At 43.5% G+C, this 24,079-nt stretch carries 19 protein-coding genes; 15 read left to right on the forward strand and 4 right to left on the reverse strand.

The genetic code is table 11. The features are described from left to right. The first annotated feature begins 364 nt into the window (after positions 1 to 364). The 9 genes from ppc (at position 365) to ASG85_RS39605 (ending at position 11,849) form a co-directional block, all read left to right on the forward strand. Complete coding sequence (gene ppc / locus ASG85_RS18725; protein WP_057303907.1) at positions 365 to 3,151, forward strand: phosphoenolpyruvate carboxylase; 2,787 nt, start codon at positions 365 to 367, stop codon at positions 3,149 to 3,151. 122 nt (positions 3,152 to 3,273) lie between these two features. Then, positions 3,274 to 4,143, forward strand: coding sequence for a DMT family transporter (locus tag ASG85_RS18730; protein WP_057303908.1), 870 nt, complete (start codon positions 3,274 to 3,276; stop codon positions 4,141 to 4,143). A gap of 132 nt (positions 4,144 to 4,275) precedes the next feature. Then, positions 4,276 to 4,872 (forward strand): RNA polymerase sigma factor SigW, encoded by a 597-nt coding sequence (sigW, locus tag ASG85_RS18735; protein WP_060647440.1) that lies wholly within the window; start codon positions 4,276 to 4,278, stop codon positions 4,870 to 4,872. A gap of 69 nt (positions 4,873 to 4,941) precedes the next feature. Continuing rightward, positions 4,942 to 5,547, forward strand: a complete 606-nt coding sequence (locus ASG85_RS18740; RefSeq protein ID WP_057303910.1) for a zf-HC2 domain-containing protein — start codon at positions 4,942 to 4,944, stop codon at positions 5,545 to 5,547. Between the two features lie 186 nt (positions 5,548 to 5,733). After that, positions 5,734 to 6,549, forward strand: a complete 816-nt coding sequence (cdaA, locus tag ASG85_RS18745; RefSeq protein ID WP_057303911.1) for a diadenylate cyclase CdaA — start codon at positions 5,734 to 5,736, stop codon at positions 6,547 to 6,549. Continuing rightward, positions 6,542 to 7,786, forward strand: a complete 1,245-nt coding sequence (locus ASG85_RS18750) for a YbbR-like domain-containing protein (protein ID WP_060647441.1) — start codon at positions 6,542 to 6,544, stop codon at positions 7,784 to 7,786. The genes cdaA and ASG85_RS18750 overlap by 8 nt, the downstream gene beginning before the upstream one ends. Positions 7,787 to 7,816: 30 nt before the next feature. Continuing rightward, positions 7,817 to 9,157 carry a phosphoglucosamine mutase gene (gene glmM, locus ASG85_RS18755; RefSeq protein WP_060647442.1) on the forward strand — a complete coding sequence of 447 codons (1,341 nt, stop codon included), beginning with the start codon at positions 7,817 to 7,819 and terminating at the stop codon, positions 9,155 to 9,157. A gap of 473 nt (positions 9,158 to 9,630) precedes the next feature. Continuing rightward, positions 9,631 to 11,460, forward strand: a complete 1,830-nt coding sequence (gene glmS, locus ASG85_RS18760; protein ID WP_060647443.1) for a glutamine--fructose-6-phosphate transaminase (isomerizing) — start codon at positions 9,631 to 9,633, stop codon at positions 11,458 to 11,460. 260 nt (positions 11,461 to 11,720) lie between these two features. Continuing rightward, on the forward strand, positions 11,721 to 11,849 hold the full coding sequence (locus ASG85_RS39605) for a hypothetical protein (protein WP_268796125.1): 129 nt from the start codon (positions 11,721 to 11,723) through the stop codon (positions 11,847 to 11,849). A 317-nt stretch (positions 11,850 to 12,166) separates the two neighbouring features. Here ASG85_RS39605 and ASG85_RS18765 read toward each other — a convergent pair whose 3' ends face one another. The 3 genes from ASG85_RS18765 to ASG85_RS18775 all read right to left on the reverse strand — a co-directional run bounded on the left by ASG85_RS18765 (position 12,167) and on the right by ASG85_RS18775 (position 14,521). Continuing rightward, positions 12,167 to 13,252: a stalk domain-containing protein gene (locus tag ASG85_RS18765; protein ID WP_057303915.1), complete on the reverse strand. Its 1,086-nt coding sequence runs from the start codon at positions 13,250 to 13,252 to the stop codon at positions 12,167 to 12,169. Positions 13,253 to 13,362: 110 nt separating this feature from the next. Further along, positions 13,363 to 13,596 carry a hypothetical protein gene (locus ASG85_RS18770; protein WP_060647444.1) on the reverse strand — a complete coding sequence of 78 codons (234 nt, stop codon included), beginning with the start codon at positions 13,594 to 13,596 and terminating at the stop codon, positions 13,363 to 13,365. Between the two features lie 115 nt (positions 13,597 to 13,711). Continuing rightward, the gene (locus ASG85_RS18775; protein WP_060647445.1) at positions 13,712 to 14,521 is read right to left on the reverse strand and encodes an SDR family NAD(P)-dependent oxidoreductase; all 810 of its coding nucleotides are present in this window, start codon (positions 14,519 to 14,521) and stop codon (positions 13,712 to 13,714) included. A 273-nt stretch (positions 14,522 to 14,794) separates the two neighbouring features. On the opposite strand from ASG85_RS18775, the gene ASG85_RS18780 reads away from it, so the two are divergent. The 4 genes from ASG85_RS18780 to ASG85_RS18795 all read left to right on the forward strand — a co-directional run bounded on the left by ASG85_RS18780 (position 14,795) and on the right by ASG85_RS18795 (position 18,897). Beyond that, positions 14,795 to 16,072, forward strand: a complete 1,278-nt coding sequence (locus ASG85_RS18780; RefSeq protein ID WP_060647446.1) for a glycoside hydrolase family 1 protein — start codon at positions 14,795 to 14,797, stop codon at positions 16,070 to 16,072. 24 nt (positions 16,073 to 16,096) lie between these two features. Further along, positions 16,097 to 16,858 (forward strand): glucose 1-dehydrogenase, encoded by a 762-nt coding sequence (locus ASG85_RS18785; RefSeq protein WP_060647508.1) that lies wholly within the window; start codon positions 16,097 to 16,099, stop codon positions 16,856 to 16,858. Between the two features lie 174 nt (positions 16,859 to 17,032). Continuing rightward, positions 17,033 to 17,998 (forward strand): ABC transporter permease, encoded by a 966-nt coding sequence (locus ASG85_RS18790; protein WP_060647447.1) that lies wholly within the window; start codon positions 17,033 to 17,035, stop codon positions 17,996 to 17,998. A gap of 14 nt (positions 17,999 to 18,012) precedes the next feature. Next, positions 18,013 to 18,897 carry a carbohydrate ABC transporter permease gene (locus tag ASG85_RS18795; RefSeq protein ID WP_057303920.1) on the forward strand — a complete coding sequence of 295 codons (885 nt, stop codon included), beginning with the start codon at positions 18,013 to 18,015 and terminating at the stop codon, positions 18,895 to 18,897. Positions 18,898 to 19,179: 282 nt separating this feature from the next. Here ASG85_RS18795 and ASG85_RS18800 read toward each other — a convergent pair whose 3' ends face one another. Further along, positions 19,180 to 20,349 (reverse strand): RNA-guided endonuclease InsQ/TnpB family protein, encoded by a 1,170-nt coding sequence (locus tag ASG85_RS18800; protein ID WP_060647448.1) that lies wholly within the window; start codon positions 20,347 to 20,349, stop codon positions 19,180 to 19,182. A 277-nt stretch (positions 20,350 to 20,626) separates the two neighbouring features. Between ASG85_RS18800 and ASG85_RS18805 the strand changes: the two genes are divergently transcribed. Beyond that, the gene (locus ASG85_RS18805) at positions 20,627 to 22,384 is read left to right on the forward strand and encodes a sensor histidine kinase (protein ID WP_063860331.1); all 1,758 of its coding nucleotides are present in this window, start codon (positions 20,627 to 20,629) and stop codon (positions 22,382 to 22,384) included. Further along, positions 22,381 to 23,985, forward strand: a complete 1,605-nt coding sequence (locus ASG85_RS18810) for a response regulator transcription factor (protein ID WP_060647449.1) — start codon at positions 22,381 to 22,383, stop codon at positions 23,983 to 23,985. The genes ASG85_RS18805 and ASG85_RS18810 overlap by 4 nt, the downstream gene beginning before the upstream one ends. The last annotated feature ends 94 nt before the right edge of the window (positions 23,986 to 24,079 follow it).

Below are 24,079 nucleotides of genomic sequence, written 5' to 3' on the forward strand. Positions count from 1 at the left end.
GAATATACCCAAGTAGGACGCGCGTCCAAATATACCACTAGCCGCTTCCGTAGGAAGCATTTCAAATAAAGTATTTGGAGTATTCCCGCCGCCCGCTTTACATAAAAAGATCACCTACGGGTGGTCTTTTTATGTTTGATGGGAAAAGAAGAGAACCCACTTAGTTTCAATCGTCCGTTAAATTATATAGGCTGCAAAAGGCGCAATACATAAATTACCACGCTCAGGCGGGGCTTTTTTTTATTTTAATACTATGTGCAGAGGGCGGATTGTGGTAAAATATTCTGAAATGAGTTTTTATAGCATCTAGCTTTTGTAGAGAGAAGCATTAATGCAACATAGTGAATAGATGAGGTGGAGAGTTATGTTAGAGAATGATATTGTCCTACAGAAGCAAGCAACGAATAACCTGCTGCGCAGGGACGTACGCTTCTTGGGCCACATACTAGGTGAAGTTCTGGTTCATCAAGGCGGTAATGATCTGCTTGATGTTGTTGAGAGAATTCGAGAGATGAGTAAGTCTTTAAGAGCACACTATGTAATCGAGATATATGATGAATTCAAGAAAACGATCTCCTCCTTGGATCCGGAGATTCGTCATCAAGTGATTCGCGCATTCGCTATTTACTTCCAACTTGTTAATATTGCTGAGCAGAACCATCGGATCCGTCGTAAAAGAGATTACGAGCGTTCCTCTGGTGAATCCGTGCAGCCAGGTTCCATAGAGAGTATTGTGCAAGAGTTAAAGAATAATCATATTCCATATGCAGAGGTTCAAGAAATTCTTAAAGCTATCTCATTGGAACTAGTCATGACGGCACATCCAACCGAAGCCATGCGTAGAGCTGTGCTTGATATTAATCTGCGTATTTCGGAAGATATGATGAAACTCGATAATCCTATGCTGACTTATCGTGAGCGTGAGCAATTACGTGAGAAGCTGCTTGGAGAGGTTCTTAATCTTTGGCAAACGGACGAGCTTCGTGATCGGAAACCAACGGTTATTGATGAAGTTCGTAATGGTATGTATTTTTTTGACGAAACTTTGTTTGATGTACTTCCAGAGATCTATCATGAGCTTGAGCGCTGTTTAAATAAATATTACCCACAAGACTCATGGCATGTGCCTTCCTTCTTGAAATTCGGTTCATGGATTGGTGGAGACCGTGACGGTAACCCATCTGTTAGAGCAAATGTGACTTGGGAAACATTAGGTTTGCATCGTCAACTGGCTTTGCAGAAGTATGAAGAAGTTCTCAAAAAAACCCTTGAGCATATGAGCTTCAGTAAAAGCATTGTGAATGTTAGCGACGATCTAACTGAATCTATTCAATGCGACCGTGAAGCTATGGGGAATATACAGGACGTTTGGCGTAATGAGAAAGAACCATATCGCATCAAAACGACTTATATGATTGAGAAGGTCCATAACACTGGCAATCCCAATGTTCCTACAAACCAGAAGTACAACAGTCCGGAAGAGTTTATTAGTGATTTGAAGATCATCGAGGCTAGCTTGAGGATGCATTTTGCTGACTATGTAGCTGACAAATATATTAAAAAGCTTATTCGTCAGGTTGAGCTATTCGGCTTCCACTTGGCTGCTCTGGATATCAGACAGCATAGTAAAGAGCATGAGAATGCGATGACTGAGGTTTTGGCGAAAATGGGTATCACCAGTGATTACAGCAAGCTGTCGGAAGAGGAGAAAATCAGCCTCTTAACGGATGTACTGAATGATCCAAGACCGATTACATCTACGTATTTGGATTACTCCGAAAGTACTCAGGAGTGCATAGATGTATATCGGACTGTAGGCAAAGCACAGAAAGAATTCGGTCGCAATTGTATTAACAGCTATCTCATCAGCATGACGCAAGGAGCGAGTGACCTCTTGGAGGTTGTTGTCTTTGCGAAAGAAGCTGGATTATATCGCAAAGAGAGCGATGGCAGCGTGACGAGTACGCTTCAGTCTGTACCTCTTTTTGAGACGATTGATGACCTGCATGCGGCTCCTGGCATTATGAGCACGTTGTTAGCGATCCCTGCTTACAAAGCTAGCCTTGACCCTGTGACACAGCTCCATGAGATTATGCTGGGCTATTCAGACAGCAATAAAGACGGCGGTGTGATTACAGCAAACTGGGAGCTGCGCATGGCGCTTCAGGATATTACGGAAGCCGCTAAGCAATATGGCGTGAAGCTGAAGTTTTTCCATGGCCGTGGCGGAGCACTTGGTCGTGGTGGTATGCCGCTTAACCGCAGCATTCTGGCTCAGCCGGTTGAAACGCTCGGTGGCGGCATTAAGATTACGGAGCAAGGCGAAGTATTATCTTCCCGTTATTCTTTGCAAGGCATTGCTTACCGCAGCTTGGAGCAAGCGACTTTTGCTCTAATTACGGCATCTAAATTATCCCGTTCTCCGCAAAGAAATCCACTGGAAGACAAGTGGGAGAACATTATGCGTGGTATTTCGGAACAAGCACAGAAGAAGTATCAGGATCTCATTTTCCGAGACGAAGACTTCTTAACGTTCTTCAAAGAATCCACACCGCTTCCTGAGATTGGCGAGCTGAATATCGGTTCACGTCCATCGAAGCGTAAAAATAGTGATAAATTCGAAGATTTGCGCGCGATTCCTTGGGTATTCTCTTGGACCCAAACGAGATATTTGCTTCCGGCTTGGTATGCGGCGGGTTCGGGTCTCCAAAGCTTTTATCAAGGGAATGCGGCGAACTTAGAAACTTTAAAAGAAATGTATGAGAATTGGTCATTCTTCCAGACGATGATTGATAATTTGCAAATGGCTCTTGCTAAGGCTGACCTTCAAATTGCTAAGGAATACGGCAACCTGGTCAAAGAGTCTGCAATTGCAGAGCGTATCTTCAATCTCATTAGGGAAGAATATGAACTGACTTCGTCCATCATTTTACAAATTACAGGTCAGCAAGAGATTTTGGATAATGTTCCTGTTATTCAGGAGTCCATCCGTCTGCGTAATCCCTATGTAGATCCGCTTAGCTATATGCAGGTAGAGCTATTAACTGAGCTTCGTGCACTGCGTGAGAACAACGAGGATGATGCTATCCTGCTTCGTGAAGTGCTGCTTACGATTAACGGAATAGCCGCTGGGCTGAGAAATACGGGCTGATAAAAACTTAGAGCGTAGAAATAAGATACAGGATTATAAAGTCGGGGGCCACGTGTAACGTAGGCAGCTCGACTTTTCCTGTCCTTATACGAAATGCCCATAGACGGGAGTTGTGCTTCAACATGGGGCGATGGTTTGCAATGGTTCTTGTCATTATCGGGGCGTCAAGCTACGGCTTGCTTTCCTCTTTTATTAAGATGGCCTATGATCAAGGATTTACAGAAGGACAAATTACACCGGCACAAATGACGATGGGAACCTTGTTTGTATGGATGTTGATTCTTTTTCACAAAAAATCATGGGTCAATCCCTTTAAAGGCCCTTGGATTAAGCTTGGTTTGATAGGTATTTTTGGTTTGGCTTTAACGACGGTCTTTTTCAATATTGCTTTAAAAGAGTTGAATGCTTCTTTATCGATTATTCTTCTGTTTCAGTTTACATGGATGACCATTGCGATGGATTGTATCGTGAAACGAAGGCTTCCAAAAAAGGCAGAAAGCATAGCGATTGTCTTAATATTGGTGGGTACATTACTTGCCGTAAATGTGTTTGAGACGAACTGGGAACAATTTAGTTTACTGGGGATTTTGTATGGATTGTTGTCGGCTTTGACGTACAGCATTTTCCTCTTTTTCACAGGACAAGTGGTTAGTACGCTGCCCCCTCTTATGAATTCGGCTATTATGCTTACCGCGGCGATGCCTGTGATGTATATTCTATATCCTCCGACGGTCTTTATACATGAGAATGGAAGTACGCTGCTGCTATGGGGACTTTTGTTGGGTTTCTTGGGGCAGGTCGTGCCTACGGTGTCGTTTAATATCGGAATTCCGCGAATCGGTAGTACGCTTGCTGCTATGCTTGGATCGGTGGAGCTGCCAGTAGCCGTTATTGCTGCTTATCTACTTATAGGAGAGCCGGTAAATGGGTTACAATGGTTAGGGATGGGACTGATCATAGGAGGCATAATTATTTCTGAAAACAAATCATAATTTCTGCGTATGTATAGCAGAGAGACTTTAATCTACGTTTAAAGATCCCACAGCGGAGAGACTTTAATCTACGATTAAAGATCCCTATATTATATTAGGATTTGAATTGTCGAGAAGCCGGAGGAAATCGAATTGAACTTTGTAGAAGCACGTCTGGCTAAGCTGGCCAGGAATGGGGATCGGAATGCTTTTGCAGAGCTTGTGGAGCTCTATAAGGACAAGATCTTTCATTTGGCTTACCGTATGCTGAATAATAAACAAGAAGCCGAGGATGCTGTGCAGGAGACGTTCTTGCGGGTGTATACCAATCTGCACCGATACGATGAGAATCAGAAGTTTTCGACTTGGATTTTCCGAATAGGGACGAATCTGTGTATTGATAAGCTGCGGCGAAGAAAGAATACTTACTCGCTTGATGCGGAGATGCCGGACGGAGAGGGCAATGATTATTATGCCATGCTCCCGATTCATGAGGACACACCTGAGAAGCAAGTGATTGTGTCCGAAACCCAGGAACAAATACGCAAGGCCATTGAAACCTTACCTGAAAAGTATAAATCCGTTGTGATTCTGAGATATCTGCACGATATGTCTTTACAGGAGATAAGCGACGTTCTTGAAATGCCAGTTACAACGATCAAAACGCGTGTACATCGAGGGCGGGAATACTTGCGTAAAAGGTTAGAGCAGGAGGATCAAGTTGGTAGCACAAATCCTGTTCATATGTGAAACATATTTGAAATTCAAACGTATGGTATACCACAACATGCAAAAGTCTAAGAAAGGGGTGGCTGAATCATGAATTGTAAAGAAGCCCTCCCGCTCATACATGAATATCTCGACGGTGATTTGCAGGGATCCGATTCTCAGCGATTGAAGGAGCATTTGATATCTTGCCAAGCATGTCATGCTCTTTTCAAACAATTGGAGAAAACGGACGCGATGGTTAGAATGCTGCCTCCCGTTAGAGTATCTGATACGTTAACTGCACAAATCATGAGCGGACTGCCTCCAGTGAAGAAACGCAATGGCTGGATGGACTTCATTCGCAAGCATCCTGCTGTATCGGTAGCTGTTGTTTTCGCTACTGTCATGTTCGGAAGCTTCATGTCCATGTGGAATGATGATACGAGTTTGATGGTGAAGGGAAGTAACCTTCAAGACGTTGTTATTGAGGGAGATACAGTTACCGTACCGCAAGGGCATACTGTGAATGGTGATCTTGTTGTTCAGCGGGGTAAACTGAAGGTTGAAGGCGATGTAACAGGAAACTTAATCGTTATTGATGGTTCTCTCAATTTAGCGTCAACCGCTCATATCTCTGGGCACGTCACGCAAGTCGATGAAGCATTGGGCTGGGTCTGGTATAAATTAGGCGAGTTCGTCGGAATGCTCTCGCATTAGCTTGAAACGTCTTCCAAATGGCTTTTTGCCAGAGGAGGGCGTTTTTTTCATTACATAATAATAAAATGAACCAAACTCGTTTTAATAACGTCTTGTGAAGAGAGAAAAATAGAAGTATAACTGGGTTTATGTTATGATTCTATTATAGAGAGATCACTGTGTTCAGTCGCTGGGGGAGAATAATAAATGGACTTACTCACGAGCATCTCGGCTAAGGATATCGTTGATATTCTGATCGTTAGCTATGTGATTTATAAACTGATCCTGTTGGTGCGTGGAACAAGGGCCATTCAACTTATGAAGGGTATCCTTGTTGTCGTCATTACATGGGTATTTAGTATTTGGTTTCAGCTCAGTACGCTGCAATGGATGATGAACCAGACATTTACGTTCGGGGTTCTCGGGGTTATTATTATTTTTCAACCGGAGCTAAGGCGGGCATTGGAGCAGTTGGGCCGGGGGAAGCTATTCAGCCGATCTTCTACAGAAGAGGATCAAGATGTAAATAAGCGGATCAGTGAAGTGATACGTGCTGCGAATTATTTGGCCAAAAGAAAGATAGGGGCCCTGATTGTGTTCGAGAAAGAAACCGGTCTAACTGATTATGTCGAGTCCGGTATTGCGATAGAGAGTAAGATCAGCGCGGAGCTGTTGATTAATATTTTCATACCGAATACGCCGCTTCATGATGGCGCTGTGATTATTCGTCAAGGCCAATTAATGGCTGCTGGTTGTTATTTGCCCTTGTCTGAGAATCCTTTTATTAGTAAAGAACTTGGTACACGGCATCGTGCGGCCATTGGGATGAGTGAGGTTTCAGATGGAATGTGTATTATCGTTTCGGAAGAGACCGGACAAATCTCGCTCACAATGAATGGTCATATCGTACGAGACATCAAAGAAGAATCTTTGATTGCAAAATTGTTCGAAGAACTGAAGCCGAAGGCAAAAACAAAAGAGAAGAACCCTTTCTTGAAATGGAGGGGTCGTTCGAATGGATAAATGGTTACGCAATACGAATGTGGTGCGAATTGTTGCGCTTGTTATAGGTATTTTGCTATGGGTTGTTGTTCATATGGAGGAAACCAATCTATCCGGGAATTCGCCTCTCCGCGAGCGGGAGGAAACCATAAATAATGTAGCCATTACGACAAAATATGATGAAACTCATTATCACATTTCGTCCATGGCTCCTGCTAACGTACAGGTTATTGTGAAAGGGAAGGAATCATCGGTTAAGAAAGTGACGACCAGTAATTCCTATCAAATTGAGCTCGACTTGACACAAGTGGGCAAGGGAGATCATCAAGTTACGCTTAAACCGGTTGGTTTTCCTTCCGATGTGGAAGTTCAAATTGTTCCTAGAACGGTACATGTGATTATCGAAGAGCTGCAAATGAAAGAAGTGCCAGTTGTCATTAATGTCAAAGGAACTCCAGCAGCCGGTCTCAAAGCCGGACAGCCGATTGTGAAGCCAGCCAAGGTGTATATTACAGCGCAGACCAGCAAGCTAGAGCAGATCGAGAATGTTCGCGGCGAGGTTTCCGTTGATAAGGCCCAGGCAGCAGTTACGAAGCAAGTGAGACTGCAGGCTTTTGATAAAGATGGCAAAGAAGTAGCACTGAATATTAATCCTTCTGTGGTCGATGTCGAAGTGCCAATCACAAGCCCGTTCCAAACCATACCGCTGCAAATGAAAATTAGTGGAGAACCGCCGAAAGGTTTCGCGATAGCGATGGTTACTCAAAATCCGGACAAGGTAACCGTCTACGGTACTCAAGATGTGGTAGATCGCCTAGAGTTTTATCAAGGGCCGCAGCTGAGTGTTCAGGATCTGAAGGAAACAAAGGAGTTTGCACTGGACATACCCTTGAGGAATAAAGTAACTCAACTGGATCCTGCCAAAGTTACGGTCCGCGTGGAAATTGTTCCTTCTATTACGAAGGCATTGGAAAATGTACCGATCACGATTATTGGTCAAAACGAAAGCTATGATACGAAAGTTACACTGCCGGAGACGGCTAAGCTAAACATTACGGTAGAGGGCGCTCCTGCACTTATTGATCAAATGAAAGTGCAGGATGTACAGGCGATCCTGGATGTTAGTAATTTGCCGCCAGGTAAGCATGAGCTGAAGCTGACCTTAAATTTGCCGACCTATGTGAAGCTCGGTTTGCCGCAAGAAGTAAAGGCGACTGTAGAAATCAGCGAGAAAGCATCTAAAGTAACAAATCCATAATGGGTTGTAGAAAAAGAGGAGAATATAAACATGGGGAAATATTTTGGTACAGATGGTGTGCGAGGAGTCGCTAATGGCGAACTGACACCAGAATTAGCTTATAAAGTAGGCCGCTGCGGCGGTTATGTATTAACGAGACAGGCTAAGCATCCGAAGGTCGTTATTGGGAGAGATACACGGATCTCGGGTCCAATGCTGGAAGCTTCTCTCGTGGCAGGCTTGCTATCCATTGGTGTTGAGGTTATTCGCATCGGTGTCGTCAGCACACCGGCGGTAGCTTATTTAACGAAGAAACTCGGAGCTGATGCGGGCGTTATGATTTCGGCTTCGCATAATCCGGTTGAGGATAATGGGATTAAGTTTTTTGGGGGCGACGGCTTCAAGTTGCTAGACGAGACGGAGCTTGAAATTGAGCAGCTGCTAGACGCGGCTGTGGATGAATTGCCTCGCCCCGTTGGCGGCGAGATTGGCACGGTTTCCGATGAGCCAGATGCGAAGTTCGCCTATCTGGCGTTCTTGAAGGAGACGGTATCCGAGTCTTTCGCCGGATACAAGGTCGTTCTGGACTGCGCGAATGGTTCTGCCTTCGAGCTGGCCCCTACAGTATTCCGCGAGCTCGGAGCGGAAGTTATCACCATCGGCGTTGAGCCGAACGGTCGCAATATCAACGATCATTGCGGCTCCACGCATCCTGAGAAGCTTCGAGCTGAAGTGGTGAAACATGGCGCAGCCATTGGTCTTGCTTTTGACGGCGACGCGGATCGTCTGATCGCGATCGATGAAACAGGCGAGGAGGTCGACGGCGACTTCATCCTTAGCATTCTGGGCGATGCGCTGAATCGCACAGGGAAGCTGAACCACGGCACGATTGTGACGACGGTGATGGCGAACATTGGATTTTTCAAAGGGATTGAAAAAGCGGGTCTTAAAGCTATGCAAACCGCTGTAGGCGATCGCTACGTGATGGAAGAGATGCGTAAAGGCGGTTATAACTTAGGCGGAGAGCAGTCGGGACATGTCATCTTCCTCGACTACATCCCGACCGGAGATGGGATTCTGACGGCTTTGCAGTTGGTGAACACCATTGTCCAATCGGGGCGCAAGCTTAGTGAGTTAAAAGGAATTATGCGTAAGTTCCCGCAGCTTTTGGTTAATATTCGCGTTGCGGATAAAAGCAAGCTCAAGGACAACGCTGTGATTGAGGAAGCCATTCGTAAGGTGGAGGAAGAACTCGGAGATAACGGCCGCGTGCTGGTGCGACCTTCAGGAACAGAATCGTTGATTCGCGTTATGGCTGAAGGTCCTGACAAAGAGCAAGTTGAAGCTTATGTTCATGATATTGCTAAGGTTATTCAAGAGCAATTAGTATAAAAGGCAGGGACTAGTGGCTCCCCCTTTCGTGCTTATTGCTAATTGGGGGATTTTCCACGAAAATATATGTTGCGCGCTCGCGCTAAAATGAATATGATGTATTTGACTCAAGAAGGAAAGGCAGGATAGAGGTTAATTAAGCAACAAATAGCGCCAGAACTCGCAAGCGGGACGGAAATGTAGTGAGATTGCTACTACTACGCGGTGAGTTGACGAGGTGAAGGTGTTCGAAACATTCGGCGGGGACCTTCCGGCATGAGGAGTGCCGTTAAGTTGGAGAGCAAAAACGTTTGGGCGACCAGGCTGACAAGTATCCAACATCTACTTAATTATTATTTATGAACGTAATGATTGTCCTTATATATGGTTTATTTGATTTGCCGTTTTTCTTGCAAAGCTGATGGATTGTTAAAACAGGATCTTTGAAAAATAGCCCTTTAAGAAGAGGCTTATAAAACTATGGAGGTACTACTATGTGCGGAATTGTTGGTTATATTGGAAAGCGTAATTCTCAGGAAATTTTATTGGAAGGGCTCAAAAAGCTCGAATATAGAGGTTATGACTCTGCAGGTGTAGCTGTGTACACGGCTGATGGTTTGCAAATTAAGAAGGCAAAAGGCCGCATCGCGAATCTTGAATCCAAGCTGGATGAGACTCCACTGACCGGAAGCGTTGGAATCGGACATACGCGTTGGGCGACACACGGTAAGCCTTCGGATGTGAACTCGCATCCTCATACGGATAATTCGATGAAATTCTCGGTTGTGCACAACGGCATTATCGAGAACTACATTAGCCTTAAAGAAGAGTTGACTGCCAAAGGTCATAAATTTGTATCAGAGACAGATACAGAAGTTATTTCTCACTTAATCGCTGATTTGTACGAAGGAGATATCCTCAAAGCAGTCCAAAAAGCGGTAAAGCATATGACAGGTGCATTCGCGCTAGGCGTGCTGACAGAATATGAACCGGATCGCCTTGTAGCTGTGCGTCAGGCTAGTCCATTGATTATTGGTATTGGCGAAGGCGAGAACTTCATTGGTTCGGATATCCCTGCTATTCTTGAATATACACGTAATGTGTTTATCCTGAATGATGGCGAAATGGCGCTGTTAACGCGTGATGGTGTCGAATTAATGACTTTAGAGGGGAATTTTATTTCCAGGGAAATGTTTCATGTCGATTGGGACATTGTAACTGCTGAAAAAGCCGGATATGATCACTTTATGTTGAAAGAGATCTATGATCAACCCAAAGCGTACCGCGATACCATGGGCAGCCGTATTTCCCCTGATGGTCTTAGTGTAACGCTGAACGAGCTTACGATTACACCTGAAGCGATTCGCAACATTAATCGTGTTCATATTGTTGCTTGTGGTACAGCCTATCATGCCGGTATGGTTGGAAAGTATGTTATTGAGAAATTGGCGCGTATTCCAGTGGAAACGGATGTTGCCTCTGAATATCGTTATCGTTCACCGATTATCACGAAAGATACGCTTGTCATCGTAGTTAGCCAGTCTGGTGAGACGGCGGATACGCTTGCTGCGCTTCGTGAAGCTAAACGTTGTGGTGCGCATGTTATGGCCATCACAAATGTGGTAGGAAGCTCAGTAGCACGTGAAGCAGATGATGTAATCACAACTTGGGCGGGTCTTGAAATTGCAGTTGCGTCTACAAAAGGATATACATCACAGCTAATTGCCTTCTATCTGCTCGGCCTTCACCTTGCTCAAACACTAGGGACACAAACAGCGGATGAGATCAAAGAAGCGGTTAAGGCATTGAAAGAGCTGCCGGCTCAAGTGGAAGAAATTTTGGCGCAAGCGGAAGCCATTAAAGTCGTCGCTGAGGAGATGGCTAAGCATGACAATCTCTTCTTCATCGGAAGAGGCTTGGATTATGCTGTAGCGATGGAAGGATCTTTGAAGCTGAAAGAGATTTCTTACATTCATTCTGAAGCTTATGCAGCAGGTGAATTGAAGCATGGTACACTAGCGCTAATCGAGGATGGTGTTCCGGTTATTGCATTGGCTACGCAGCATGAACTGCTTGAGAAGACGGTAAGCAATATTAAAGAAGTTAAAGCACGCGGCGCAAATGTACTTGGGATTGCTGTAGAAGGTGAGCTGGAGCTGCAGAAGTCTGTAGATAGCACTTTCGTTATTCCGAAGACGCTGGATATTCTATCACCTGCTTTGTCGGTAATACCGCTGCAGCTGCTTTCGTATTACGCGTCGTTGGCGCGTGGTAATGATGTTGATAAGCCTCGTAATTTGGCGAAGAGTGTGACGGTGGAGTAAGTTTGGATTATTTGTACACTTCTTGTCTGGTGATAAAAAAGTCGTGAACCAGTAAAAAGAGTTGTGAACCTCTAAGTCAGTCCCGGTGAATTTTATCATTCATCGGGACTATTTTTTTAAGGAATGATACATATCGAAACAATAGGCAGCCGTATTAAAATGATTAGAAAGATGAATACGATTAATCAAGTTGATTTCTCTAATCGAATTGGAATATCGGAGGCTACGCTGATTGTCGAGTTATTCGAGGTGAATGTTGAGTGGATTCTTTTGGGATTGAAAAGGTCAATGATAAAGAGGCTAACTTACTGTTGCATTTTGATAAATTAAAGGCTGCCGATCAGGATGAAATTATTGAGTTTATAAAATTGAAAATGAGCCGATATTAATGTTTTTATAATTCTACTCCTATTTCTCATTGCTCCTCGGTGGGGACTTTTTGATGTTTACTGGAGAAGTTCGCAGCAAGGTTGATAAAGTCTGGACGGAGATGTGGGGCTGGTGAGAGACGGACAGGATAGCATGGAAAAGTAAAAAGAGGCTCCAGATGAGATACACGGGGAGTGAATAAAGAATCTTTATCTAAAAAATATGAACCTATTATAATTAAGGTTAAGCGTCTAATTGATTTTCCGAATTCTGCCCCTGAAAAATAAAAGCCATGATATTCAATGGAGGTTGAATTTCATGGCTAGTTAGAATTCGTTTATCTTCTAGCGTTGAAGCCGACAAAAGCTTTTGTGTTGAAATCGAACACAGCCGTTAACGGTCCAAGAAGTTCATCTTGGTCTGTGTTGTAAGCAACCGTTACGAAATTGCCGTGCGCAGCTTGAATATCTGCGAGCAATTTCTTCTGCTCGTCTGTGGAAGCCAATACGCCTACTTCGTTAGAGGAAACGATTTGAACAGCTGCTTCGTCTTGCTTCGTTGTAATATGAGTCGCTTGCTCCTTCACTTGCGCCCATGCCAAGTTGCGGTATTCCTGCGCTGTCTCTGGCGACATTTTCGGAGTGCCGATTACAGGCGATTGAGCCTGAACAACGAGTAGGAACACAGGGCTTTGCGGAGGTAGGCTTTTCGTTTCAAATGGACCATAGTAAGCTTTTACTTTCGCGCCAGTTTTCAGGTCCTCCCAATTCACGGATTCGCCTTGGGACGTCATGACGCGAGTTTCTTTGCCGCCGTTAAGTACCAAGTTGTCACCTAATTGAACCTGCCAGCCATCATTTGTATGATTCACTGCTTTGATTGTATCTTCCTTGACCGAGCGGTCTGCGTGAACGTTAATGTTTACAGCTTGTGCTTGGCCTGGATAGCTCATCGCCATTGCTGGACCGAACGCGGCATCGATTTGAGTACCGACTTTAAGATCGGCTGCAGTTAGTGTTTTACCGTCTAGGCTCTTGATGGTAGTCGATTTGTCCACGTTTAAAATGACCCATGTGCTGCCAAGCAGCTCGATGCGAGTATTACTACCGTCTTCCTTAGCTTGTACGCTTACGATCACACCAGTTGAACGCATGAGGTCAGCCGCCTCGTCCAACTCGATCTCTTTGTTCGCTTCATCGTAATTCACCGTATATCCAAGCTGAGTCGCAGCATCGCGTACTGGGAGGTATGCTTTTCCATCGATGTACACAGGCGTTAGCGCACTGTCTTGTCCGTTAACAAGAATCTTTACATCTTTTTGTAAGTAACCTGTAACCTTTTCTACCAAATCCTCAGCTCCGACTGCGGCTGTTGTGCCGAGTATCCCAGCCAAAGTTAATATGACAGTTAGTTTCTTCTTCATAGTATAATGCTCCTTCCGATGTTCGAAATGTAGCGTCAATCATGTTGACAATCCATCAGACGGAGGTCGATTCCAATATGTTGCAGTTATCCGAAACTATTTTGTAAGATTTAGGAACTTTGGAAGCTGTAAGGCTGCACATCTCTCTTTTCCATCCCTATAATCCTCGCATGACCCCTGAATATGATCGGATCGTATTTTTTCAATGCTTCTATTGCTTCAGGACCATTCAAAATTTGTGAGCCTTCGCCTGGCTGAAGCTGATCTGGCACCGCCTTATTAATTCGCTCGTTTCTCGCTGCAGTCACGGGATCCACTTGATTATCTGTTTTTTCGATAATCATGAGTTCGCGTCCTGCCTTGTCTTTAATTGTCAGCAAGCCCTTCGTTGAAGCGTAAGCAAATCCACATAGTAGTACAACCGATATAACGATGGATGCAATTGCAAATACGTATGATTTAATCCAATATTTCCGGATGAGTCCATTGGGAGGGTGTTAACTTACCAGCGCTAGAGCCAGCATCAATTGTAATTGCTGAACCACTAATATAACGAGCCAAATCAGAGGCTAAAAATAAAGCTAAATTTGCAACTTCTTTTGGATCGCCTAGCCTTCCATTTGGAGATAGTAACTTTGCATATTGTTGAATAACCTCTTCAGGTGCATTCCCCCAAATCGAGGTCTTGATGGTTCCTGGACAAATCGCATTGACAGTGATGTTATAAGGTGCATAATCGAGTGCCGCGCTCTTTGTAAGACCTACAACGCCATGCTTGGCCGAAGTATAAATAGCCATGGAACTATTGCCTAACAAGCCAGCCAAAGATGCAATATTTATTACGAAACCTGCCGATGCTTTAGACTTAAGAATCGCTTCGATTCCAAACTTCATACCCAGAAATACACCCTTTAAGTCAATAGACGTTAACTTATCAAATTCAGATATTGAATATTCATGAGTCGGCCTATTGTCGGCACTAATACCGGCATTATTTACAATGCCATCTAAACGGCCATAGGTTTCAATGGTAAAATCGACCAATCCTTTAACATCTTCCTCTTTGCTGACATCCGTTTTAAAGAAAGACGCCTCTCCACCTGTAGATTTAATTTCTTCAACTACGCTAGAACCCTTTTCCTCATTAATATCAGATACAACGACCTTCATCTCATGTTCTGCATAGCACATTGCAATTGCCTTACCAAGGCCATCAGAAGCGCCAGTAACAATTGCGACTTTGTTTTGTACACTAGTGAAGTCTGTCATGAATAAAATCCTCCTATTGATTGAGTAGAAATGACTTGCAGTTACTATTAACCTTAAGTCAATCCATGTTTCTTCACTAACGTTTTGACGACTTCATTATGGTAATTTAACGACAATCTTTTTTCTTTGTAGAGACCTAGCAATCAGGTCTTTTTTGTATTTTTAAGAAAGTCGTCAAAACGTTAGTGATGAGTCGTTAAATTGTTAGTTGCCTTGATATGATCCTTATAAAATGAGGTTGCAGCAATTAACCGAAGCTAAGGAGGAGTAGGCATGGCACATTTTCCAGAAGGTTTTTTATGGGGGGCATCCACTGCAGCGCATCAGGTGGAAGGCAATAATAGGAATTCTGATTTCTGGCTGATGGAAAACTTGGAGGGCTCGGTGTTCAAGGAACCGTCAGGCAGCGCAGTAGACCATTATAACCGTTTTAAGAGTGATATTACTGAGATGGCTAAATTGGGATTGAATTCCTATAGGTTCTCCATTGAATGGGCTCGAATCGAGCCGGAGGAGGGGCAATTCGAAGCGTCAGAAATTGAACATTATCGGGAAGTTCTACTTGCGTGTAAAGAAAATAAGATAACTCCGATTGTGACTCTCCATCATTTCAGCTCACCGCAGTGGCTCATTCGGCTAGGGGGGTGGGAGTCGGCGGATACGCCAGCTCGATTTGCACGATATTGTTCGCATGTCATGCGTGAATTAGGCGAATTGATTCCGTTTGTATGTACGATTAATGAAGCGAATATCTCCATTGGGATCAAGAAAATTATGAAGAGATACGAAGCCAAATCTGGCTCTCCTGGTGCACAGGTCGGCATGAATATGGAGAAAATGGCGGCGCAAATGCAAAAATACTACGTGGAACTAAGTAAAGCGTTTGGAGTACCTCCTACCGAGGTTCACTCGTTTTTGGCACCACGCTCGGAGCAAGGTCTGGCTGTTATCTTTCAAGCGCATGTGGAAGCGAGAGCAGCCATTCGGCAGATTAGTCCGGAAACCAAAGTCGGAGTTACCTTATCGCTATATGACATACAGAGTACTCCTGGCGGAGAAGAACATGCGAGTCATGCATGGCAGGAGGAGTTTGTTCAATTTGTTCCATACTTGCAGGATGATGACTTTTTCGGGTTGCAAAACTATACGCGTGCCGTATATGGACCAGATGGCCTTCTCCCCGTGTCAGAAGATGCAGAGACGACACAAATGGGGAACGAATTTTACCCGGAGGCACTTGGGGCAGTTGTCCGATATGTTAGCACACATCTGAAAATGCCGATTATGATTACTGAAAATGGCATAGCAACGGATGATGATACACGTCGTATTGCCTTCATCGATCAGGCCTTGAAAGGTGTCCATGATTGTATTTCGGATGGACTCCAGGTTTTGGGCTATATGCATTGGTCCTTAATGGATAATTTTGAGTGGCAGCTTGGTTTCTCCAAACGGTTTGGATTAATTGAAGTGGACCGCACCACCCAGGAGCGAACCATTAAGCCTAGCGGATTTCATCTGGGGAACATTGCTAAAGAAAACGCAATCTAATGAGTGGAGAGAGGGGAAATGGGTATGAAACTGCAAAATAAAGTCGCCATAGTAACCGGGGCAGCTTCAGGTGTAGGCAAAGCGATCGCGGAGCTGTATGCGAAGGAGGGTGCCAAGGTCGTGGTAGCCGATCTGAGTGAAGACGCCATTTTGGCCGTTGTGGACACGATTAACCAAAATGGTGGTACTGCCATAGGCGTTGTCGCTAACGTCATGAAGGAAGAAGATATCCAGGCGATGGTCGAAAGGGCTGCCGAAGCATTCGGAAGCGTCGACATTCTCGTGAACAATGCAGGAATTATGGACGGCTTCAGATTAATTGAAACGATCGAGGACGATTTGTGGGACCGGGTTATAGGCATTAATCTAACAGGTCCAATGCGTGCCATTCGCAAAGCGCTCCCGTTCATGTTGAAACAGGGGCAGGGCGTGATTGTAAATATTGCTTCCGCCGCAGGAATAACAGGGGGTAAGGGGGGAGTTGCCTATACTTCCTCCAAGCATGGTCTAGTGGGGCTTACCAAAAACGTTGGTTACATGTACGCGAAATCCGGCATTCGCTGTAATGCCATCGCACCAGGCGGTGTTCTAACCAGCATCATGAATTCGATGGGCAATATCGATATGGCAGCTTTACAGGTATTCCAAGATGGAGCGGGCACTCAACGGCGCGAACCGGTGGACCCGAGTGAAATTGCTACCGTTGCTCTTTTCCTTGCATCCGAGGATTCTAAATTTGTGAATGGGACTGTCATCACGGCTGATGGTGGCTGGACGTCCTATTGAGGCAAATGAAAGGCTGAACGGGCGTTTTCCCCGCTCAGTCTTTTTTTATTTCAGAGAAGAGAAATGTCGTTAAAACGTCAATAGGAAGTCGTTAGATTGTTAGTTGGACGATAGTGTATCTATTATGATCAAGGTAAGACATTTGAGCATAAAACGGAAAGGAAGGAACTTTAAATGGAAAAAGCCGTATCAGCGACTGTACCGCGGGCGGGTATCCAGTACAAGATAAGAGAAAATAGGTACCGTAAATACTTGCCGCTTCTGACAATGATGGCGCCTGGACTTCTTTACCTATTGTTTAATAACTATCTCCCGATGTTAGGGATCGTCATTGCCTTTAAAAAAATAAATTTTGCTAAAGGCATTCTTGAGAGTGACTGGATTGGATTTAAAAACTTTGAGTATCTCTTTAAGACATCGGACGCTTTTATCATTACCCGAAATACCATTCTTTACAACCTATTGTTTATTATTGTTGGAACCTTATTGTCCTTAGCCTGTGCAATCTTGTTGAACGAGATCAAAAACAAAATCTTGCTTAAGTTCTATCAAAGCGTGATTACTTTGCCGCATCTGATTTCCATGGTCATCGTCAGCTATTTGGTATATGCCCTCCTAAGTGCGGATACGGGATTCATGAATCACACAGTACTCCCATGGTTCGGAATAAAAGATGGCATTTCTTGGTACACTGAGGAAAAATACTGGCCTTGGATTCTAACGTTGGTTCACTTTTGGAAAAGTGTTGGCTATTCGAGCATTGTTTTCTTTGCTGCATTGCTTGGGATTGACGAAGAGTATTATGAAGCTGCGAGACTCGATGGCGCAAGCCGATTACAGCAGATCCGCCATATTACCTTGCCGATTCTAACACCAGTCATCATCATGTTGACGCTGCTCAGCATCGGAAGAATTTTCTACTCTGATTTCGGATTATTTTATCAGGTTCCCATGAATTCAGGAGCATTATTTAACACAACGGCCACGATCGATACGTATGTATTTAAAGGACTAACGGGCAATGGTGATATTGGCTTGTCCACAGCAGCAGGTGTGTATCAATCTATCGTTGGATTTTTACTTGTTATGCTCGCAAACTATATGGTGCGACTGTACAGCAAAGATAGCGCATTGTTCTAAGGAGGTAGACACCCATGAAAAAAGAGAGCAGAGGCTTGGCATGGTTCAGCCATATCACGATGTTTTTATTCACAGTCTTTTGTATTCTCCCTTTCATCCTGCTCGTTTCTGCTTCGTTAACGGATCAGAATGATATTATTGCGCATGGTTATTCGTTCATCCCCCATACGTTTAGTACGGCTGCATATGAATATTTATACGAAAGGGGGGGGGATATCGCCCGTGCTTACGGAGTAACAGTCTTCGTTACGGTAGTCGGAACGGTGTTAGGGGTAGCCATGACAGCCCTTCTGGCTTACCCGTTATCTAGAAGTGTGACCCCGCATCGCAATTTAATTATGTTTATCGTCTTCTTCACCCTGTTATTCAATGGTGGATTGGTTCCCTCGTACTTGGTCTATACACAAATCTTCCATATAAAAAATACGATCTGGGCATTGATTGTGCCAGGGCTCCTGATGAACGGATTTTACGTGATGTTGATGAGAACCTTCTTTCAAACGACAATTCCAGGCGCATTAATCGAATCCGCACAAATAGACGGAGCCGGAGAATACAGGACCTTCTGGTCAATCGTGCTTCCGCTGTCAACTCCCATATTGGCGACGATTGGTCTCTTTGAATGTATTATGTACTGGAATGATTGGCAGCTTGGCATGATCTATATTACCAACCCCAAACTTTTCAGTATACAAAATTTGCTTAATCGAATCATGCAGGATATTCAATTCATAAGCACTAATATGACGAACAATGCCGGTGATGCTATGCAACAAATGCCTACTGATGCTGTAAAAATGGCCATTGCTGTCATTGGGGTCCTCCCGATCTTGGTGGCGTACCCATTCTTCCAAAAATACTTTATCAAAGGAATTATGATTGGTGCTGTAAAAGGATAAAGCACTGACTGGATTTCCCCATATGCGTTGGCGCCATAACTGACTTATTTGGTTGTGGCGTTGTCAGTTCTTAAAAGAGTATGATAGATTTGAAATATGAACCTCCCCTGTCTACGCTTCGTTTAGAGGCGGGGGTTTCTTACTACTACTTGCCGTAACTTTCTTCAAGACAGCAGGTTTGCTATTGTCTTTCGCTACACAAGTAGCGGAAATCAAACTGCAAGCTATCGTAAGCAACACTTTTACAAGTGGGTGGGAACTCACCATCTACTACTTCTAGCTCTAGGCTATCCGTAGATACTTCACTTCTTGGGTTTCTCCCAAATATCGGATATCTCCGTATAGATACTTGGATAATATCCCTTTGCTGCCATGGACATCCCGATGTTCTTTGTATCCGCACGAACATTTGTAATTTCTTGTAGAAATCTTTTTCCTTCTACCACAACAAGGACATTGTTGGCTCGTATAGCTTTCGTCAATCGTTTTCACACTTGTTCCATATTCTTCAAGTTTGTATCTTAGTTGCCTCTGAATCTTGCCAAAACTCCAATTGGATACCTTTTGATTCACGGTTTTTTTTCTTTTCTTTTTCGTGTTTCGCTGTACACCTTCGACTTGACCGATAACAACTTCTTTAACTTCATTTTCCGTACACCACTGCACGAACAGTCTTGTTGTTTTGTGGATCGTATCACGAAGTTGTCGCTCGCTTTTGCTCAAGATATATCTTTTGGCTCTATAATACTTTTTCCATTGCCGACTGCCTTTTTGGCATTTGCTCATTAGCCGCTGAATCTCAGCCAGTTTTTTGTTGCGCATACGATGGATGCTCCTTACTTTTCGTCCGGTCACCATGATCGAATTACCTGATGTCGTCGTCGCTGTGATCGTATGGATTTCGCCAAGGTCTACACCTGCAGTTTGGGTGCCCGTATTTTCTTTGGCGATGTTTCCGTCGTCGTAGCTCATGCTGATCATGAGTTTTCGATCGAATACGAGTTCGATTTCCTTAATTTCTGCATGAGGCAAATTCGGCACTGTGATTCTGATGGGTTGTTGTCTCTTTCCATTCCGTACGCCAAGACTGAGCTCAACCGTATGACCCACTACTTTGAATGCTTTATCTACCCATTTGGTATTGAAAAACTTCTTGATTTTGTATGGATACTTGTTATTAAGTCCTTGATTTTTTGCTTGTTTGGCACTGTCCCGTGAGAACAAGTACTTATGACATACTGCTTGAACAGACTGTGAGTGAAGGGGAAATCGATTTTTTAGTTCTGATTGAAGCTGTGATTTGCCAATCCATTTCCCATCGTTATATAGCGAATAATACTTTGCGATCTTGAGGCATTCGTTCCAAATTTCAGCCGAAATTCGATTGCACTGAAACAAGCGGTCGAGGTTAGATTTGGATGCATGAAATGATGTTTTGATACATCGTATCATTTTGTTTTCAACTCCTTCACACTTGCCCGGATTATATGTTATGCATGCGATTCAAGGATCTGGCTGTTTTCTTGGAATTCCCCCCCAATTTGCAAACCAACTAAATGCGAATATATGTTCTCTTATCTATTATAGCATTATTTTTTGTTTTCCAAAAGATAAGAGTTTGCTAAAGGTTAGACAAAGAAATGGCGATTCATCCCGCCCCCCCGTAGAGGATGGGGGAATTCTCGCTTAATCATGTTAAATTTTAGTAACAAAAGGAGCCCAAAAGATCATGCATACTCCCGTACAGCACTGGAGACGAGCCTCATTGCGAGTCAAATTAATCGTCAGCGTGCTTATAATGACGATGCCGCTGGTGGGGATGCTCTTATACAATAACTATTATGCTATTCATGTCGTTCGCGGTCAGGTTGCGGATTCCTATAAGAACATGTTGAACCTGTACACGAACCAAAGCGATTCTCAATTAGACGACATCGACTCTTATATGAGTACGGTTGCCGGTACTGGATATGATTTGTTATCGCTTAGCCAGGAGGCAGCGGATGGAGAGTATTACAGTGCTAAAATATATTTGTTTAACAAGTTAAGTAATGATATTAACTTGTACGATCCGATAAGTTCATTTTTTGTATATACGGATCACAGACAGGATTTCTTAAACATTTCTAAGAAAAATCCTTCAGCCATTAAGGAAAATGAGATTATTGAACATTATATAATTGATTATATTCATTCTGAGCTATATTCGAAGGGGAGTTCCTCGAAGGTTTGGAAATATGTCCAGATTAACAAAAATAATTACCTCATTGACATTGTGCGTGCGGGGGACTCGTACCTTGGAGCTTTGATTAATACTGACGAATTAGTACAGCCCCTTCGTTCTCTTCAGATTGGAGAAGAGGGAGAGGTCTTACTAGCCAATATGCAAGGAGAACCTATTTCTGATTCAAAACTAGTAAGCGAATATGGGATTGAACTGTTACAGAAAGTAAACGAATATTATATTTCAGGCGCTAAAAAAAAATTTCTTGTAGTTGGAGCTCCGTCTCATCGAGGAGACTTCAGTTTAAATGCTTTGATACCCGATCATTATATATTGGCTAAGCTTCCTTATCTGCAGTCCATTGTTTGGTTTATTACGATCGCTGCCTTCCTCTTTATTCCGATAGGGTTGTATGCCATGAGACAATCGGTTTTGGTACCGTTATATCGGTTACTGCGAACAATGAAAAAGGTTCGAGAAGGAGATTGGAGCAGCAGGGTAGAGCTGAGCAATACTTCGGGGGAATTTCAACTGATGGGTGGCGCGTTTAATGCCATGATGTCCGAGGTTGAACGGCTCCGCATTAACGTTTATGAGGAGCAGCTGGATAAGCAAAAGGAGGAATTACAGCGGCTGCAGCTGCAAGTCAATCCTCACTTTTTCTTGAATACGCTTAATATCGTTTATAATCTGGCCAAGATAAAGAATTATGAGTTGATCTTGGACATGACCATGTCGTTAATCGAATATTTCCGATTTATGTTCCGCAGTAATACGTCGTTCGTTCCGCTCAAAGACGAACTTGAACATACTCGTAATTATTTAAAGATCCAGAACTTGCGGTTTCCGGAGAAATTGAAGTGGACGATCCACTCTCCGGATTATTTATCGGATGTCCCTATCCCCCCGCTAGTCATTCAATCCTTTGTCGAGAATTCCATTAAACATGCTGTTACGTTGGATGATCCGCTTACCATTGAGGTTCAGATTGAATTTCTGATTGAAGAGCACGGCTCCAGAATGAAAATAAGCATTAGTGATACAGGACTTGGATTTAAGAACGACGTACTTGAAAAACTGCAGGCAGGTAGAAGTGTGGAAAATGAACGGGGTGAGCATACCGGGATTTGGAATGTGGAACGGCGATTACGACTCTTGTACGGTGAAGCCGCATCCATCGTATACGATAACGATCAGGATACCCACGGAGCAAAAATAGAAATGATTATTCCTACAAATCCAGGAACGGAGGAAACCAGATGAATGTTCATCTACTTATTGTAGACGACGAAGTTCTCGCCATTGAAGGGGTGAAATCTGATCTTGATCTTACTAAATTAGGCATCAGCAAACTGCTCACAGCCATTAATATCAGACAAGCCAAAGAACTCTTCGTAGAGGAAAGGATCGATATCCTGTTATGTGATATTGAAATGCCCCAAGGTAGTGGTTTTGATTTACTGACTTGGGTGAGAGAGCATCATCCGAATACGGCGACAATCTTCTTCACTAGCCATGCAGATTTTAAATACGCTAAAGAAGCGCTGCAGCTTGGGAGTATTGATTATTTACTAAAGCCTGTTCGTGCAGTTGACTTGGAAAATGCCATACGAAAGGCACAGGGCATTATAAATCGAAACAGTGAATTCAATAGAAACAGTCAATCCCATCAATTATGGCTCAAGCATCATTCCTTTATTATCGAAAGGTTCTGGGTGGATTTAATCAACCATTCCATACCTAGCCAGCCAGCTGCGATACGAGATCAAGTGGAATTGCATCACGTTCCTATTACTGAAGAATCGATCTTCCTTCCCATTCTCATTTCGGTCCAGAGATGGAAAAAGGAGTTAAATCGAAGGGATGAGAAGATCCTAGAGTATGCCCTTAAAAATTCAGCCGAAGAAATTCTGATTGGTGACGGTTCAAACGGAATATGTTTTCATCTGGATCGGGGAGTGCTCTTGATGATAATGGTCGCAAACAGGAGAACAAATTGGGAATATGAACAACTTTACCAAGCATGCGAACGATATATCGATTCTTGTAATGATTATTTTTACTGTGACCTCTCCTGTTATTTTGGAAACTCTGTAGAAGCTTATGAGATGGCTGGAATGGTAGCAGAATTAAGGAGACAAGATCGAAACAATGTTGCCTTCGTGAACCAAGTCTATCTTCAGCGTGATAACGGCACCTCCATGCCCCATGCAAAGCTGCCAGCATTGGGAGTAGTTGCTTCCCTTATGAAGACAGCTACTAAGGATGCAGTCGTTCATGAAGTGGAGACGATTTTAGGCAGTCTTGTCAACAATCAAGGAATAAATGCTGAAATCTTACACCAATTCAATCAAAATTTCACACAAGTCGTATTCTCCTATCTGAACTTGAAGGGCATTGAAGCCAATCAATTATTTGGTGATGAAGAGTCAAGACGTATTTCGGAATCGGCGGTGCGGTCCACAATGGATATGCTCGCCTGGGTCCGTCATTCTGTGAGCAAAGCGATGATCCATGCAGAAGCGATCAAAGAGACAGAAAAAATTGTCCAGATCGTAAAAACCTATATCTCTATTAACTTGGATCAAGATATGACACGCGAAAACATCGCGGACCAAGTATTTCTCCATCCCGATTATTTAACGAGAATTTTCAAAAAAGAGACGGGTTATGCTTTATCCGATTATATTGTGCTTGAAAAAGTCAAAGTGGCCAAAGAGTTATTGTCGCATACGGAGCGCCCTGTAAGCGCTATTGCATCAACTTTGGGGTACACGAATTTCTCCTATTTTACAAAATTATTTAAAAAACATGTCGGATTAGGGCCAATGGAGTATAGAAGTCAAAACAGCGACAGTCAATAAGTCGTGAAAACGCTATTATGAAGTCGGTAGAGTGTTAGTCGCTCACGACATTGAACGATATGATGAAGGTGTAAATGAATGATACTTTTGGGGG

Source organism: Paenibacillus sp. Soil724D2 (assembly GCF_001427935.1).
In the GTDB taxonomy this organism is placed as follows: Bacteria; Bacillota; Bacilli; order Paenibacillales; family NBRC-103111; genus Paenibacillus_E.

What these genes read in the sequence shown, in the direction of transcription:
- ppc (WP_057303907.1), top strand. Translation starts at nt 365, where the DNA reads ATGTTAGAGAATGATATTGTCCTACAGAAGCAAGCAACGAATAACCTG.
- ASG85_RS18730 (WP_057303908.1), top strand. Translation starts at nt 3,274, where the DNA reads ATGGGGCGATGGTTTGCAATGGTTCTTGTCATTATCGGGGCGTCAAGC.
- ASG85_RS18740 (WP_057303910.1), top strand. Translation starts at nt 4,942, where the DNA reads ATGAATTGTAAAGAAGCCCTCCCGCTCATACATGAATATCTCGACGGT.
- cdaA (WP_057303911.1), top strand. Translation starts at nt 5,734, where the DNA reads ATGGACTTACTCACGAGCATCTCGGCTAAGGATATCGTTGATATTCTG.
- ASG85_RS18750 (WP_060647441.1), top strand. Translation starts at nt 6,542, where the DNA reads ATGGATAAATGGTTACGCAATACGAATGTGGTGCGAATTGTTGCGCTT.
- glmM (WP_060647442.1), top strand. Translation starts at nt 7,817, where the DNA reads ATGGGGAAATATTTTGGTACAGATGGTGTGCGAGGAGTCGCTAATGGC.
- glmS (WP_060647443.1), top strand. Translation starts at nt 9,631, where the DNA reads ATGTGCGGAATTGTTGGTTATATTGGAAAGCGTAATTCTCAGGAAATT.
- ASG85_RS18765 (WP_057303915.1), bottom strand. Translation starts at nt 13,252, where the DNA reads ATGAAGAAGAAACTAACTGTCATATTAACTTTGGCTGGGATACTCGGC.
- ASG85_RS18770 (WP_060647444.1), bottom strand. Translation starts at nt 13,596, where the DNA reads ATGATTATCGAAAAAACAGATAATCAAGTGGATCCCGTGACTGCAGCG.
- ASG85_RS18775 (WP_060647445.1), bottom strand. Translation starts at nt 14,521, where the DNA reads ATGACAGACTTCACTAGTGTACAAAACAAAGTCGCAATTGTTACTGGC.
- ASG85_RS18780 (WP_060647446.1), top strand. Translation starts at nt 14,795, where the DNA reads ATGGCACATTTTCCAGAAGGTTTTTTATGGGGGGCATCCACTGCAGCG.
- ASG85_RS18785 (WP_060647508.1), top strand. Translation starts at nt 16,097, where the DNA reads ATGAAACTGCAAAATAAAGTCGCCATAGTAACCGGGGCAGCTTCAGGT.
- ASG85_RS18790 (WP_060647447.1), top strand. Translation starts at nt 17,033, where the DNA reads ATGGAAAAAGCCGTATCAGCGACTGTACCGCGGGCGGGTATCCAGTAC.
- ASG85_RS18795 (WP_057303920.1), top strand. Translation starts at nt 18,013, where the DNA reads ATGAAAAAAGAGAGCAGAGGCTTGGCATGGTTCAGCCATATCACGATG.
- ASG85_RS18800 (WP_060647448.1), bottom strand. Translation starts at nt 20,349, where the DNA reads ATGATACGATGTATCAAAACATCATTTCATGCATCCAAATCTAACCTC.
- ASG85_RS18805 (WP_063860331.1), top strand. Translation starts at nt 20,627, where the DNA reads ATGCATACTCCCGTACAGCACTGGAGACGAGCCTCATTGCGAGTCAAA.
- ASG85_RS18810 (WP_060647449.1), top strand. Translation starts at nt 22,381, where the DNA reads ATGAATGTTCATCTACTTATTGTAGACGACGAAGTTCTCGCCATTGAA.